Source organism: Bradyrhizobium cosmicum (genome assembly GCF_007290395.2).
Taxonomy (GTDB): domain Bacteria; phylum Pseudomonadota; class Alphaproteobacteria; order Rhizobiales; family Xanthobacteraceae; genus Bradyrhizobium; species Bradyrhizobium cosmicum.
The window spans coordinates 5,677,027-5,691,895 of sequence record NZ_CP041656.2; the positions used below are offsets into that span (position 1 = coordinate 5,677,027).

Below are 14,869 nucleotides of genomic sequence, written 5' to 3' on the forward strand. Positions count from 1 at the left end.
TCAGCCCCCAGAACTCACTCAGACTAGCCGCCCTTGCCGTCGTCTTTCTTCTTGTCCGCCTGCGCGGCCGAAGAGTTCGAATTGTCCTCGGCGGCGAGGCCGTTGGCGATCTTGGCCTCGATCTTCGGAAGCTCTTCCGGCTCGGGCTTGAGATCGCGGGCATGGGCCCACTGGAATTTGGCTTCCAGCGTGCGGCCGACACGCCAATAGGCATCGCCAAGATGATCGTTGATGGTGGGATCCTCAGGCTTGAGGTCGATCGCACGCTCGAGGTTCTTCACCGCTTCTTCGTAATTGCCGATGCGGTAGTAAGCCCAGCCGAGCGAGTCGACGATGTAGCCGTCGTCGGGACGCTGCTCGACGGCGCGCTTGATCATCTTCATGCCTTCGTCGAGATTGACGCCCTGGTCGATCCAGGAATAGCCAAGATAGTTGAGGACATGCGGCTGGTCGGGCTGCAGCTCGAGCGCCTTCTTCATGTCGGCTTCGGCCTTGGCCCACTCCTTGGAGCGCTCCTCGCAGATGCCGCGATAATAGTACCAGACGCTGTTGGCCTTGTCGGCACCGGGCGGCAGCACGTCGATGCCGCGCGAATAGGTTGCGCCGCAGTCGCCGAACCGCTTGCGGCCGCGCTCGATGTTGCCGAGCGCCATGATGGCTTCGAGATCCTTGGCATCCTCAGTCGTGACGCCCTTGAGAATCTTGATTGCCTCTTCGGTGCGATCGGCGGAGTCGAGATCGATGGCGAGCTGGATCTGCGCGTTGCGCTTGAGCGGCGAGGTCGACGGCACGCGCTCGTAGACCTTGATCGCCATCTGCGGCCGCTTCACCGATTCATAGAGATCGGCGAGCGATAGCAGCGCCAGCGGATGGGTCGGCTGGAGGTAGAGCGAGAGCTGCAGATAGACCAGCGCCAGATCCTCGCCGCCGCGGCGGGTCAGCGTCGCGCCGATGCCGTAGAGCGCCTCGGCGGCGCCCGCTTGCGCGGAATCGACCAGCGGCGGCATTTTCTTGCCGGCCTTGGTGTCGCGCAGGCCTTCCACGATCAGCGGGTGGCGGGCGAGCTTCTTGTCGAACGCCTGATAGACATTGGTCGCGGCGGCCGAGTCCTTGTTACGCGACAGCCAGCGCGCATAGGCCTCGGTGACGCGCAGCATGGAATCGTCGAGCTTGTAGGCGCGCTCGAAGCGGATGCCGGCGTCCTTTTCCTTGCCGGCGAGCTCGAGGATCATGCCGGCGTGGAGGTCCTTGAACAGCGGATACCATTCCGGACCGGCGAGCTTGTCGATGGTGGCGACACCGCCCTTGGCATCGCCCGCGCCATAGGCGGCCCAGCCCGACAGCAGCGTGGCGACCAGATCGGTGATCGGACCGCGGATCGACTGATTGATGTTGGTCTGCGCGGTCGCGTACTTCTTGACCTTGAGATCATGCACGCCGACGACGAGGCGCGCGACGCGGTTGGTCTTGTCGATGGTGAGGATGCGCTCGGCGAGCTTGACGGCTTCGTCGATGTCACCGTCCGCGACCGACGAGATGAAGGCGCGGTCGAGCAGCTCGTTGTTCTTGGGGTCGGTGCGAAGCGCCGAACGGTAGAAGGCCGCGGCCGATGTCGCGTCGCGCTCGACGCTGGCGTGGCGGGCGGCGAGATAGCTGCCGGCGGTGGTGAGCGATTTCAGATCGTTTCGGCTGGGGAATTGCGCCGCCGTATCGGACGGATGGTCCGGCGTCTGCGCCAGGACCGCGCCGGGGACCGTCGCGATCGCTGTGCCCATCAGGGCGATGGCGGCAACAGTCCAGCGGTTGAAACGATTTGAGAACATCAGGGCTCGCCTTGAGTTGGTAGTGCCTGGGTTTGCAGCAGAAGGCCGTATCGCATGCGAACGCGGCCGGTGGCATCGGACCCGGAACCGTCGGGCCGACAATGCCGCTTTTGGCGCTTCGCCGCAAGGATTCGGGCCGGGCGATCCCCTCCGCACGCCCCAAATCGGCCAACAGAGCCCCAAGACGCCGCCAGTATGGCCGTATCGTGGCCGCGACGGGTAGCCGCAGGCGGGTCCTCACGCGAACGTGCGTCAGATCACCTTTTGTGACCTGGTCCGCTCTGCTCGCTCTTACATCGCTTCGTAGTTCGGACCGCCGCCGCCCTCCGGGGGAACCCAGGTGATGTTACCGTTGGGGTCCTTCACGTCGCAGGTTTTGCAGTGGACGCAATTCTGGGCGTTGATCTGGTAGCGCGGGCTCGCGCCCTCCTCGACCCATTCATAGACACCGGCCGGGCAATAGCGATTCGAGGGACCGGCGAAGACGTCGTGCTCGGACGTCTTCTGCAGGTTCATGTCGGCAACCCGGAGATGGACCGGCTGGTCCTCCTCGTGATTGGTGTTGGACAGGAACACCGAAGACAGCTTGTCGAAGGAAATCTTGCCATCGGGCTTCGGATAGGCCTTGGGCGCGTGCTGCTTGGCCGGATCGAGCGTGGCGCGGTCAGGCTTGGCATGCGACTGCGTGCCGAACAGCGAGCCGCCGAACAGCGTGTTGCACCACATGTCGATGCCGCCGAGCGCAACGCCGAGCACGGTGCCGAACTTCGACCACAGCGGCTTGACGTTGCGGACCAAAAACAGATCCTTGCCGACGGGCGAGGAACGCCAAGCGTTCTCGTAGTCGACGATCTCGTCATTGGCGCGATCGGCTTTGAGCGCCGCTGCAACATGCTCGGCCGCAAGCATGCCGGTGCCCATCGCATTGTGCACGCCCTTGATGCGCGGCACATTGACGAAGCCGGCGGCGCAGCCGACCAGCGCTCCCCCGGGGAAGGTGAGCTTCGGCACCGACTGGTAGCCGCCCTCGGTGATGGCGCGCGCGCCATAAGCGAGGCGCTTCGCGCCCTCAAACGTGCCGCGGATCGACGGATGGGTCTTGAAGCGTTGGAACTCGTCGAACGGCGACAGATACGGGTCGTCGTAGTTCAAATGCACGACGAAACCGACCGCGACGAGATTGTCGTCGTAATGATAGAGGAACGAGCCGCCGCCGGTCTTCAGGTCGAGCGGCCAGCCGAACGAATGCTGGATCAGGCCCTTCTGGTGCTTGGCGGGATCGATCTGCCAGACCTCCTTCAGGCCGATGCCGAACTTCCCTGGCTCGCGGTTGGCGTCGAGCGCGAACTTGTTGATGAGCTGCTTGGTCAGGCTGCCGCGAGCGCCTTCGGCGAACAGCGTATACTTGCCGAGCAATTCCATGCCGCGGGTGAAGGAGTCCTTCGGCTTGCCGTCGCGGCCGATACCCATGTCGCCGGTGGCGATGCCCTTGACCGCACCCTGCTCGTCATAGAGCACTTCGGTCGCCGCGAAGCCGGGATAGATCTCGACGCCGAGCGCCTCGGCCTTGCGCGCCAGCCAGCGGCAGACATTGCCGAGCGAGCCGATGTAGCAGTGATGGTTGTCCATCAGCGGCGGCATCATGAAGCCCGGCAGCTTGATCGCGCCGCCAGCGGTCATCCAGTAGAAGCGGTCATCCTTGACCTGCGTCTTCAGCGGGCAGTCGGAATCCTCGCGCCAGTCCGGAACCAGCTTGTCGAGCCCGGCCGGATCGATCACGGCGCCGGAGAGAATGTGCGCGCCGACCTCGGAGCCCTTCTCCACCACGACGATGTTGAGATCGGCGTTGATCTGCTTCAGCCGGATCGCCGCGGCCAGGCCCGAGGGGCCGGCGCCGACGATGACGACGTCGAATTCCATGGATTCGCGCGGGGGAAGTTCTTCGGTGCTCATCTGATCTCAGCCCTTGAGACGGTCCTTGGGTCGATTGCGCCCTCTTGTTTCCGATTTTTCCGGGTAGGACAACCTCGGAAATGCATTTCGCTGGGATGCAAGGCGCTCCAAAGTGATATAAAAGTCTGACTTTCCAAATGATCCCCGAACCCGCACCCACCGTCCGCGAGCTGCTCGCCTTCTATCTGGAGGCTGGAGTCGATTGCGCGCTCGCGGAGGAACCGATCGACCGCCTGGCGGAATTGGACGCTCCTCCTCCAGTCCTGCGCGCGGCACCACCGGTCGAGGCGCCACGGCCTGTTGCTGCGCCCGCGGTGATGCGCGGCGAGGCAGCACCCGCGCCCGACGTCGCAATTGCCTCGGCGCGCGAGGCCGCGCGTACCGCGCCGACGCTGGAGGCGCTACGCGATTTGATGCAGAGCTTCGAGGGCTGCGCGCTGAAGCACACTGCAACGCGGCTGGTGTTCGCCGACGGCAATCCGCAGGCGCGGATCATGTTCGTCGGCGAAGCGCCGGGCCGCGACGAGGACATCGAGGGACTCCCGTTCGTGGGACGCAGCGGCAAACTGCTCGACCTCATGATCGGCGCGATCGGCCTCAACCGCACCACCGCCTATATCGCCAACGTCATTCCGTGGCGCCCGCCCGGCAACCGCACGCCGACGCCGCAGGAGACGCAAATCTGCCTGCCGTTCATCCAGCGCCAGATCGAGCTGGTGAATCCGGATGTCCTGGTGACGCTGGGCAATCCCTCGACGCAAACACTGCTCTCGACCCGCGAGGGAATCATGCGCACCCGCGGCCGCTGGTTCGACTACGAGACGGGCGGGCGCACGATCCGCGCACTGCCGACATTCCACCCGGCCTATCTCTTGCGCTCGCCATCCTACAAGCGGCTTGCCTGGCAGGATCTGCGGGCGATCGCGAAGGTGCTGGCGGGATAGAGAGCTCTCGTGTCCCGGACGCGGTCCGGCACGCAGTGACGCTCCGCAGAGCCGGGATCCAGAAAGCGATAGAATACGATGTGGAAGGATGGGCCCCGGCTCTGCAGCGCACCGCTTCGCGCTGCGCGGCGTCCGGGGCACGAGAGCGCTACGTCCCCTTCGGCCGCACGATGGCCCAGCCGACGCGCAAAAGTTGCTGGCGGCCGGTCACCAGCCATTCGAACGCACGCGGCACCTCCGGCACGATGCCGGGAAAGCGCGCGAGGATTTCCGGCGGCGGCGTGCCGGCGGTATCGGAGGCGCGCCAGACCACGACGCCGCCGGTCTCGCTGAATTTGGCCTGGTTGATCCACGGCGTGCGCGCGGGCTGGGCATCGATGAAGAGGTGCGGGCGGCCGGAATGCAGCGTGATCAGGCTCGCAAGCTGGGTCTCGCCGGCGACCGCGCGCAGGCGATGGTTGGTGCGGCGGGCAAAGCTCTCGTCGAAGAAATCCGAGATCGCGCGCGCCGGCATCGAGGTCGCGATCTCGCCTGCGCCGGTCCATGGCAGGAACAGCACGGCAAGCACGACGCCGGCGGCGGGCGCCGCGACGGCGGCGGCCCACACCATGCGCAGCATCCGCGCGCGGCGCATCGCGATGAGGTCGCCGGCCGCCACGACCACTGCCAGCCCGGAAAGGATCAGCACGACACCGGCGCCGCCGACGACGGAATCGAGCCCGAGCAGGCCCGAGATCAGCACCGCGCCGAGCGCAGGCGCCAGCGCGAAGAAGTAGACGAAGTTGCGCGCGAGCGGTTCGACCGGCGGGCGGTAGATGATCGGCGCCTCCTCGCCCTTGGCGACGAACAGGCCGGTGTTGAGGAAGGTCAGCGCCGGGATCGCAGCGGCCCCGAGCACAAGGCCACCGAGCAGCCATGCCGCGTGGATCGCGCGGGCGTTCAGCTCCGCGACCTCAGGCAGGGCCGGCAGGACGAGCGTCTCGGCCCGCATCAGCCAGACCGCATAGGGCAGCGCCAGCACGGCGACGACGATCAGGGCAAACAGCGGATCGAGCGCGCGCAGCGTGCGACGGCCGCCGGCGGTCGCGAGCGCGAAGACGACAATCAACAAGAGAAGGTAGATCGCCGCGGGCGTGGTGAGCAGCAGCAGGCCGGCCTCGATCGACCAGGCAAACCAGGCATTGCCGCGGCGCTGGCCGATGATCTGCCAGGAATGCAGCAGCAGCAGCGCCCAAAGAGGCCGCGCCAGCACCAGCGGGCCGAAGTCGAGTGCGGACGAAGAGAAGGCCAGCACCGTCATGGTCAGGAGCACGGCGAGCACCGCCTGCTGCGAGCCGACCACGGCGCGGGAGAGATGATAGAGCGCGATGAAGGTCGCGACCTCGCAGAGCTCGGCCAGCAGATAGACGCCGAACATGTGGCCGCCGGCGGCGCGATAGGCGATGTCGGCCAGCCAGACCGGCAAGGGGGGCCCAAGATCCGTGCCGACCTGGTACTCGCGACCGAACGCCAGCAGCGTCGCAAGGCTGCCGGGCGGGCTGCGGTAAAACACCAGCGCCACGAACAGCCACATCGCGGCCTGCAGCAGCACGGCGATCCACACGATCAGCCGCGGCCGGGCGCGAATGAGCTCGATGACCAGGGAGGTAAACCGCATGCAACGCCTGAAAGATGCAGCCAACCCGTCCAGCCGGCCCTATTCGCTCACGTCTGTTTTGATAAAGGGCGTGACGCGTCGTGGCAACGCCAGTCTGCTCTAGAGCCCGAGGGACGCATCGATCTCAACGCCTGCTTCCACCTGCAGCTCGACCTCGGTGACGGCAAACAGGTCCCCCACCGGCTCGACGGTCCAGGGCATGTGCTTGGCGCGCGCAGCGGCAACCGGGGCAAAGAAGCTGCGGTGGTGGACGGTCGGACCGAGGCGGTTCAGCGCGTCGAGATGCTCGGGAACGCCGTAACCCTTGTGCTGCTCGAAACCGTAGCCCGGGCAGTCCTGCGCCAGCGCACACATCAGCCGGTCGCGGGTCACCTTGGCGACGATCGAGGCCGCGGCGATGGACAGCACGATACCGTCGCCGCCGATTACGGGCTCGCAATCGCATTCGGTGTCGAGCCGGTCGCGGCCGTCAACGAAGACATGCCTGGGCTGCTCGGGCAGCGCCACCACGGCGCGCTTCAGCGCCCATAGCGAGGCGCGCAGGATGTTGTCGCGGTCAATCCGGGCGCGCGAGGCGACGGCGACCGAGACCTGCGCGGTCGCGCAGATCCTGTCGAACAGCTTTTCGCGCTCCTCCGCCGTCAGCCGCTTGGAATCGTCGATACCGCGGGGGATGCGGTCGGGGTCGAGAATGACGGCCGCCGCCACCACGGGACCTGCCAGCGGCCCGCGGCCGGCTTCGTCGCAGCCCGCGATCGGCCACACGCCGCGCTTGATCAGCGCGCGCTCGCGGCGAAAGCTCGCCTTCGCCGGCGCGGCCCTCTTGCCGGCGTCCTTCTTTGGCGCGTCTTTGGCTGGCTTCCCGGCGGACTTGTCCCGAATCATGACCGGGATCCTGCGCAAGAGGCGTTGCTCGCGCAACCGGGAACCCCGGACAATTCCCGCTATTCAGGCCAGCAGCCTACTCTGCCAGATGCACTCGACGGTCCTCTCCCACCTCGATGCCCGGCGCGACCACGACTTCCCAGGGATGGCCGTCGGGATCGGCAAAATAACCGGAATAGCCGCCATAGTCGGTCTCGTGCGCGGGCTTCAGCAGCGCAGCGCCCTTGCCAACGGCGAAGGCGAGCACCGTGTCGACCTCCTCGCGCGTGGCGCAATTCCAGGCCAACGTCATGCCGCGGAAGGTCGTTGGCCTCGGCTTGTCGGGCGAGACGGCGTCCGCCGCGAGCTGATCCCAGGGAAACAGCGCGAGCACCGGACCGCCGGTGTCGAAGAAGGCAACAGCCTCGCCGGTCGCCTTCAGGCGGCGCGAGAAACCGAGCGCGTCGTAAAAGGCGATGCTGGCGCTGATGTCGCTCACGCCCAGCGTGATGACCGTGAGCCGCGGAATCGGACCGGGGACGTCTTTACTCATGCTACGCCTCGTTTGCATTCCTACTAGAACAGGCTGAGCTGGGCGCCGTCCGGCTTCGGCCTCGCAAAGTGATCCGTCGTCAGCTTCGCACGGCGCTTGTTGAGTCCGAGCCTGTCGCAGGCGATCTCGAAGCGGCGGCCGATGGTCCAGGCCATCGGGCCGGTGCCCTTCATCCGCTCGCCCCATTTTGCGTCGTAGTCGCGGCCGCCGCGCATGTCGCGGATCAGCGTGAAGACGTGGCGGTAGCGGTCCGGATAGTTCGCCATCAGCCATTCACGGAAGAGATCGCGCACCTCCAGCGGCAGCCGCAGCAGGATGTAAGAGGCTTCCTTGACGCCGGCGTGGGCCGCCGCATCCAGAATGCGCTCCATCTCGGAATCATTCAGCGCAGGGATCACCGGGGCGACCATCACGGTTGTCGGAATGCCTGCGTCCGAGAGCTGCTTCAGCGCCTCCAGCCGCTTCGACGGCGTCGACGCTCGCGGTTCCATGGTGCGGGCCAGTTTCGGATCGAGCGAGGTGACGGAGATACCAACCTTGGCAAGGTTGCGCTTGGCCATCCGCGACAAAATGTCGATGTCGCGCGTCACCAGCGCCGATTTGGTGACGATGCCGACGGGATGGCCGGCGCGCTCCAGCACCTCCAGAATACCGCGCATGATCTTTCGCTCGCGCTCGATCGGCTGATAGGGATCGGTGTTGGTGCCGATCGCGATCATCCGCGGCTCGTAGCCGGGTGCGGCGAGCTCCTTTTCGAGCAGCGCGGGCGCCTCCGGCTTGACGAACAGTTTCGACTCGAAGTCGAGCCCCGGCGACAGGCCGAGATAGGCATGGGTCGGGCGCGCGAAGCAGTAGACGCAGCCGTGCTCACAGCCGCGATAGGGATTGATCGAGCGGTCGAAGCCGATGTCGGGCGACTCGTTGCGGGTGATCACCTTGCGCGAGGTGTCGACGGCCACAGTGGTCTTGAACGGCGGCAGCTCTTCCAGACTCTGCCAGCCATCGTCGAAGGCGACCCGCGCCTCGGCCTCATAGCGGCCGCTGGCGTTGGATTGCGCGCCCCGCCCGCGCCTGCGCTGGCTGTCGATGGCGACAGCCAGCTCGGGGAAAGCGGCGGGAAAATCGGAAGGCGCACCCGCCGGCTCGGAGGGCGCCGTGACCGGCGGGTGCTTGAGGGCACGAGAGGATGCTCGACTCATGAAGCCAAGATAGCACGCGCCCGGAACAAATCAAGAACAAGAACGAAAAGCTGGAAAACAACCCCATGCACAGGAGCCGCCCAAATTTCGGGCGCGGTCTTTTGACATCACGCAACACGCCCGTCATGGCCATCCCGTTTGATGTCGGACGGGGATCAATCGTGCCGGAACAAAGTTGGTGACGGTCGCTGGGGTGAAAGTCGGCAGGAATATGAAAAATCAACAACAATCGGCTTTAGCGCGCAGCGACCTCGATCTGCTGGATCGCTACTGGCGCGCCGCGAACTACCTTTCCGTCGGGCAGATTTATCTGCTCGATAACCCTCTGCTGCGCGAGCCCTTGCGGCCCGAGCACATCAAGCCGCGTTTGCTCGGCCATTGGGGCACGACCCCCGGTTTGAATTTCATCTACGCCCACCTCAACCGCGTCATCCGCGCGCTGGATCTCAGCGTGCTCTATGTCTGCGGTCCCGGCCATGGCGGCCCCGGCATGGTCACCAACACCTATCTCGAAGGCAGCTACAGCGAGATCTACCCGAACATCGCGCGCGATACGGACGGATTGCGCAAGCTGTTCAGGCAGTTCTCCTTCCCCGGCGGCATTCCGAGCCATGCAGCGCCGGAAACGCCGGGCTCGATCCACGAGGGCGGCGAGCTCGGCTATGCGCTGGTGCACGCCTATGGCGCCGCGTTCGACAATCCCGATCTGATCGTCGCCTGCGTCGTCGGCGACGGCGAGGCCGAGACCGGCCCGCTCGCGGCGTCCTGGCACTCCAACAAGTTCCTCAATCCCGTGCACGACGGCGCGGTACTGCCGATCCTGCACCTCAACGGCTACAAGATCGCCAACCCGACCGTGCTCGGGCGGATGCGCGACGAGGAGATCCGCGATCTGTTCCGCGGATTCGGCCACGAGCCGCTGTTCGTCGAAGGCGACGATCCCATCTTGATGCACCAGGCCATGGCGGATGCGTTCGACGTCGCGTTCGCCAGCATCCGCTCGATCCAGCAGCACGCCCGCGACGGCCGCAAGGAGATCGAGCGGCCGCGCTGGCCGATGATCGTGCTGCGCAGCCCGAAGGGCTGGACCGGCCCGAAGGAAGTCGACGGCAAGAAGGTCGAGGGCTTCTGGCGCGCGCATCAGGTGCCGGTTGCAAGCTGTCGTGAGAATCCGGCGCATCTGAAAATCCTCGAAGACTGGATGCGCAGCTACGAGCCGGAAAAGCTCTTTGACACGAGCGGCGCACTGATCCCCGAGCTCCAGGCGTTGGCACCCGAGGGCAATCGCCGCATGGGCGCCAATCCGCACGCCAATGGCGGGCTGTTGAAGAAAGAGCTGAAGCTGCCGGATTTCCGCAGCTTCGCGGTCGAAGTGCCGCAGCCCGGCAGTGTCACGGGAGAAGCGACGCGCGAGCTCGGCAAATTCCTGCGCGATGTCATTCGCCTCAACGCCGCCGAGCGCAATTTCCGCATCATGGGTCCGGACGAGACGGCGTCAAACCGTCTCGACGCGGTGTTCGAGGAAACCGAGCGGGTCTGGATGGAGCCGATCGAACCCTACGACGTGCATCTCGCGCAGGATGGCCGCGTGATGGAGGTCTTGAGCGAGCATCTTTGCCAGGGCTGGCTCGAAGGCTACCTCCTCACCGGTCGCCACGGCTTCTTCTCCTGCTACGAGGCCTTCATCCACATCGTGGATTCCATGTTCAACCAACACGCCAAATGGTTGAAGGTGACGCGGCATCTGCCGTGGCGGCGCCCGATCGCCTCGCTCAACTATCTCCTGACCTCGCATGTCTGGCGGCAGGACCACAACGGCTTCAGCCATCAGGACCCCGGCTTCGTCGATCTCGTCGCCAACAAGAAGGCCGATATCGTCCGCATCTATTTCCCGCCGGATGCCAACACGCTGCTCTGGATCGCCGATCACTGCCTGCGCACCTACAACCGCATCAACGTGATCGTGGCCGGTAAGCAGCCGGCGCCGCAATGGCTGTCGATGCAGGACGCCGCCACGCATTGCGATGCCGGCATCGGCATCTGGAGCTGGGCGGGCAACGAGGACGCGACCGGCGAGCCCGATGTGGTGATGGCCTGCGCCGGCGACGTGCCGACACTGGAGACGCTTGCCGCCGTCGACCTCCTGCGCAAGGCACTGCCCGATCTGAAGATCCGCGTGGTCAACGTCGTCGACCTCATGACGCTGCAACCGAAGGAGCAGCATCCGCATGGGCTCAGCGATCGCGACTTCGATAGCCTGTTCACGTCGGACAAGCCCGTCATCTTCGCCTATCACGGCTATCCCCACCTCATCCACCGCCTCACCTATAACCGCACCAACCATGCCGGACTCCATGTGCGCGGCTTCATCGAAGAAGGCACCACGACGACGCCGTTCGACATGGTCGTGCTCAACGAGCTCGACCGCTATCACCTCGCGATCGAGGCGATCGAACGCGTGCCGGGGCTTGCGGCCAGGGCCGCGGCTGTAAAACAGCAGTTCCGCGACGCACTGATCGAACATTCGCACTACATTCGCGAGCATGGCGAGGACATGCCCGAGATCCGCGACTGGGTCTGGCCAGGCAAGACAGGCTGACATCATGCCGGCGTCGGCCTCAGTTCTCGTCCTCAATTCGGGATCGTCGAGCATCAAGTTCGGCCTGTTCGACATCTCGGCGGCCGAGCCTGTCCTGCTCTGCAAGGGCCTGCTCGACGAGCACGAAGCCAGGCCCCGGCTCGTCGTGAAAGACCCCGCCGGCGAAGACCTGTTCGAGACGCGGAGGGAAGCGTCGGATGCGGACAGCGGTCATCTGTTCGCCGACGTGCTCGGTTTCATCGAGGACCATTTTGGCAAAGGCAGTTTGGGTGCCGTCGGCCATCGCGTCGTTCATGGCGGGCCGGATTATTCCGGTCCGGTCGAATTGACGGAAGAGGTCACCGCGAAGCTGGAAGCGCTGACGCCGCTGGCGCCGTTGCATCAGCCCCGCTGCCTCGCGCCGGTCCACACCCTCAAAGCGGTCCAACCCGCGCTGACGCAGATCGCCTGCTTCGACACCGCCTTTCACCACGGCCTCGCGCCGCCCGCGAGCAGCTTCGCGATTCCCAGGCGCTTCGAGGCGCGCGGCGTCCGGCGCTACGGCTTTCATGGCCTGTCGTTCGAATATGTCGCGGGCCGTCTCGTCGAAATCGCGCCGGACCTCGCAGCCCGGCGCACGGTCATCGCGCATCTCGGCAATGGCGCGAGCCTGTGCGCGCTGCGCGATGGCCGCAGCGTCGACACCACGATGGGCCTGACGCCGCTCGACGGCCTCGTGATGGGCACCCGCTGCGGCGCGATCGATCCCGGCGTATTGCTCTATCTGCAACAGCACGAGAAGATGTCCGTCGAGGCGGTGCAGCACCTGCTCTATCACGAGTCCGGCCTGCTCGGCGTATCCGGCCTCTCCTCCGACATGCGCACGCTGCTCGCAAGCCGCGAGCCCGCGGCGCGCGAGGCGATCGACCTCTTCACCTTCCGCGCGGCGCAAGGGATCGCGGTGATGGCGAACACGCTTCAGGGGCTGGACTGCCTCGTGTTCACCGGTGGCATCGGCGAGCATGCGAAGGAGATCCGCGGCGCGATCGGCGAGCGGCTGGCGTGGCTCGGCGTGCACATCGATCCCGTCGCCAACGACACGGCGCGCGAGCGCATCAACCGCAGCGACAGCGCCGTCGATGTCTTCGTCGTTCCCACCAACGAAGAGATCACCATCGCGCGCCATTGCGCCGCGCTGCTCCGCAAGCGGCATACCGCATGACATTTTTATGAATGATCTGCCGCAATGATGCCGTCGCGACTTCGCGGCATAAAGAACGCATCAATCGCTGTGCGGACAGACCATGAAAACCCAGATCATCGAAGAGCTCGGACAGGGCGGCATCCTTCTGCCCGCTCTGGTGGCGGAAGGGCTTGCCGCCAACGACCGCATCAAGGTGCGAATGAGCGCGTTGCAGGCGGCGGTGAGCCATGCACAGAACCCGGATCGTCCGGCCAGCGAGCTTGCGGTCGAGAGCCACGCCGCCGGGATCGCGCCTGCGGCGATCGCAACACTGATCGGGGGCGCCCATCTGATCGGACCGTCGCGGCTAGCAGCACCGAACCTCGCCAAGCTGATGAAGGAGATCCAGGACGACGCCGCGGCCATGATCCGCGCCGTCAGCGCCGGCGCGCCTTCGGAGGGAGAGAAGGCGAATGCGCGGCTGTCGGCCGTGCGCAGCGCCGGCCTGCTCGATGCGACCAACGACATCGATCTTGCCCGCATCGCCCGTCTCACCGGCGTCACCGAGGCGGCCGGCGACAGTCTCCATCGCCTGGTGATGGATCTGCACAAGGCGCTGAACAAGCTCGCGGCGAGTTGCTCGGAGGAAACGCTCGAGGGCGCCCATGTGTTCGGCCTGCACGGCGAAGATCGCAGCGCGGTCGAGGCCTTCATGAAGGGCCTGAACGAGACGCGCGGCCTCAAGTTCAACCACCCCGGCCTCGACACCATGGCGACCCGCTCGGGCGGAAGGCTGCTGATCCAGAACGACATCGGCACCACCGATGCCCATGTCGTGGTGATCGCGGTCAAGAAGAACGCGGTCACCGTCACCTACACCGACGTGCACCTGGCGCGGGCCAAGTTCTTCATCTCGCTGTTCGACAAGTTCGAGGCGACCTGGAGCGGGCTCGACCGTCACACCGCCGCAGGCCTTGGTGAAGACAACTCGTTCTATCTCGTCACCGGGCAGTTCCAGGCCTCTCATGCGGCCCATCGCAACGAATTCCTCACGGCCGTGGGCGGCGCACTGGTGTTCCTGATCGACTGGAACAAGGCGCGCAAGCTGTTGCGTACCTGGGTCGCCAAGGACGACGCGGCAAGGATCCTGGAATGGGCGGCGCGTCACCGGATCGGACACCGCGGCTTCCTCGAGCTCGGCGGCAACGAACTTCTGGGATCCGCGGTCCGCAACGCCGCCCCCGCGCGGATCGGCTTCGGCGAGCGGCTCGACCAGGCACTCGGTCGTACCGCCGCAATCAATTTCCTGAAGGCGGCGCTGCGCGCCTCGACCGGCGCGCTGCTCACGGGGCGCTCTGTCAGGACGGTACGCGACCAGATCGAGGCCGATCTGGTGCGACACCTGGAGCGCGTCGATGGCGCCCTGCTCGCCGCCGTGCTGCGCCAGATCGGATTGGCCCATGATCTGGTCGCGGCAATCTCTCGTCATATTGACGCTCTTCGGGTCGGCCGGCCGGCCGACCCGAAGCTGCTGGCGCGACGCTGCGGTGCGATCGAGCAAAAGGCCGATCGCATCGCGCTCGAAACCCGCAAGGAGATCGACCGGCTCAATGCCCGGCCAACGATCGGGCAATTGATCGATCGCGCCGAAGAAGCCGTCGACGAACTCGAACAGGCCGCCTTCATTGCGTCCCTCATGCCCGATCGGGCGGCCCCGTCGCTGCTGACCGCGCTCGCCGAGCTCTGCGCAGTCGCGATGACCGCGACCGAGGTCGCCGCCAGCGGGATCGCCGCAGCGACCGACGTACCGGAAGGACGGCGCGCGGATTCCGAGGACGCGCTGACCGCGGTGACCCGACTGATCGATGCCGAACATGCCGCGGACAGCCTGGAGCGCGCGACTACCGCTCTGGTGTTCGGCGGCGGCTTCGACGTCGCGATCTCGCTCTCGGTGCTCGAACTCGCGCGTGCGATCGAGCGCGCCACCGATCGTTTCGCCGGCTTCGGCCACCTGTTGCGCCGTCACATCATGATCGACCTCGCAGCCTAGTTGTTTGCGCAAGATCTTCCGGAGAACCGCTTCGCGGCTTTCCGGGATCATGCACCTGGAGAACC

10 protein-coding genes are annotated in these 14,869 nt (G+C 65.8%); 4 read left to right on the forward strand and 6 right to left on the reverse strand.

Features of this window, described 5'->3' with window-relative positions; genetic code table 11:
* Window positions 1–23: 23 nt before the first annotated feature.
* Both FNV92_RS27255 and FNV92_RS27260 read right to left on the reverse strand, forming a co-directional pair.
* Window positions 24–1,823 carry a tetratricopeptide repeat protein gene (locus tag FNV92_RS27255; protein WP_015687924.1) on the reverse strand — a complete coding sequence of 600 codons (1,800 nt, stop codon included), beginning with the start codon at window positions 1,821–1,823 and terminating at the stop codon, window positions 24–26.
* Between the two features lie 291 nt (window positions 1,824–2,114).
* Window positions 2,115–3,776, reverse strand: coding sequence for an electron transfer flavoprotein-ubiquinone oxidoreductase (locus FNV92_RS27260; protein WP_143843791.1), 1,662 nt, complete (start codon window positions 3,774–3,776; stop codon window positions 2,115–2,117).
* A gap of 137 nt (window positions 3,777–3,913) precedes the next feature.
* Between FNV92_RS27260 and FNV92_RS27265 the strand changes: the two genes are divergently transcribed.
* Window positions 3,914–4,720 (forward strand): uracil-DNA glycosylase, encoded by an 807-nt coding sequence (locus FNV92_RS27265; protein ID WP_143843790.1) that lies wholly within the window; start codon window positions 3,914–3,916, stop codon window positions 4,718–4,720.
* Between the two features lie 148 nt (window positions 4,721–4,868).
* Here the strand turns inward: FNV92_RS27265 and FNV92_RS27270 are convergent, their stop codons facing one another.
* The 4 genes from FNV92_RS27270 to FNV92_RS27285 form a co-directional block, all read right to left on the reverse strand.
* Complete coding sequence (locus tag FNV92_RS27270) at window positions 4,869–6,377, reverse strand: glycosyltransferase family 39 protein (protein WP_143843789.1); 1,509 nt, start codon at window positions 6,375–6,377, stop codon at window positions 4,869–4,871.
* A 99-nt stretch (window positions 6,378–6,476) separates the two neighbouring features.
* Window positions 6,477–7,262, reverse strand: coding sequence for a ribonuclease HII (locus FNV92_RS27275; RefSeq protein ID WP_143843788.1), 786 nt, complete (start codon window positions 7,260–7,262; stop codon window positions 6,477–6,479).
* Between the two features lie 76 nt (window positions 7,263–7,338).
* A complete protein-coding gene (locus tag FNV92_RS27280) occupies window positions 7,339–7,794 on the reverse strand; it encodes a VOC family protein (protein WP_143843787.1) in 456 nt (151 codons plus the stop codon).
* A gap of 23 nt (window positions 7,795–7,817) precedes the next feature.
* Window positions 7,818–8,993 carry a PA0069 family radical SAM protein gene (locus tag FNV92_RS27285; RefSeq protein WP_015687930.1) on the reverse strand — a complete coding sequence of 392 codons (1,176 nt, stop codon included), beginning with the start codon at window positions 8,991–8,993 and terminating at the stop codon, window positions 7,818–7,820.
* A gap of 211 nt (window positions 8,994–9,204) precedes the next feature.
* On the opposite strand from FNV92_RS27285, the gene FNV92_RS27290 reads away from it, so the two are divergent.
* From FNV92_RS27290 to FNV92_RS27300, 3 genes are all read left to right on the forward strand, one after another.
* The gene (locus tag FNV92_RS27290) at window positions 9,205–11,592 is read left to right on the forward strand and encodes a phosphoketolase family protein (RefSeq protein ID WP_168213544.1); all 2,388 of its coding nucleotides are present in this window, start codon (window positions 9,205–9,207) and stop codon (window positions 11,590–11,592) included.
* A gap of 4 nt (window positions 11,593–11,596) precedes the next feature.
* A complete protein-coding gene (locus tag FNV92_RS27295; RefSeq protein WP_015687932.1) occupies window positions 11,597–12,793 on the forward strand; it encodes an acetate/propionate family kinase in 1,197 nt (398 codons plus the stop codon).
* An 82-nt stretch (window positions 12,794–12,875) separates the two neighbouring features.
* Window positions 12,876–14,804 (forward strand): hypothetical protein, encoded by a 1,929-nt coding sequence (locus tag FNV92_RS27300; RefSeq protein ID WP_143843786.1) that lies wholly within the window; start codon window positions 12,876–12,878, stop codon window positions 14,802–14,804.
* Window positions 14,805–14,869 lie beyond the last annotated feature (65 nt).

What these genes read in the sequence shown, in the direction of transcription:
- FNV92_RS27255 (WP_015687924.1), bottom strand. Translation starts at nt 1,823, where the DNA reads ATGTTCTCAAATCGTTTCAACCGCTGGACTGTTGCCGCCATCGCCCTG.
- FNV92_RS27260 (WP_143843791.1), bottom strand. Translation starts at nt 3,776, where the DNA reads ATGAGCACCGAAGAACTTCCCCCGCGCGAATCCATGGAATTCGACGTC.
- FNV92_RS27265 (WP_143843790.1), top strand. Translation starts at nt 3,914, where the DNA reads ATGATCCCCGAACCCGCACCCACCGTCCGCGAGCTGCTCGCCTTCTAT.
- FNV92_RS27270 (WP_143843789.1), bottom strand. Translation starts at nt 6,377, where the DNA reads ATGCGGTTTACCTCCCTGGTCATCGAGCTCATTCGCGCCCGGCCGCGG.
- FNV92_RS27275 (WP_143843788.1), bottom strand. Translation starts at nt 7,262, where the DNA reads ATGATTCGGGACAAGTCCGCCGGGAAGCCAGCCAAAGACGCGCCAAAG.
- FNV92_RS27280 (WP_143843787.1), bottom strand. Translation starts at nt 7,794, where the DNA reads ATGAGTAAAGACGTCCCCGGTCCGATTCCGCGGCTCACGGTCATCACG.
- FNV92_RS27285 (WP_015687930.1), bottom strand. Translation starts at nt 8,993, where the DNA reads ATGAGTCGAGCATCCTCTCGTGCCCTCAAGCACCCGCCGGTCACGGCG.
- FNV92_RS27290 (WP_168213544.1), top strand. Translation starts at nt 9,205, where the DNA reads ATGAAAAATCAACAACAATCGGCTTTAGCGCGCAGCGACCTCGATCTG.
- FNV92_RS27295 (WP_015687932.1), top strand. Translation starts at nt 11,597, where the DNA reads ATGCCGGCGTCGGCCTCAGTTCTCGTCCTCAATTCGGGATCGTCGAGC.
- FNV92_RS27300 (WP_143843786.1), top strand. Translation starts at nt 12,876, where the DNA reads ATGAAAACCCAGATCATCGAAGAGCTCGGACAGGGCGGCATCCTTCTG.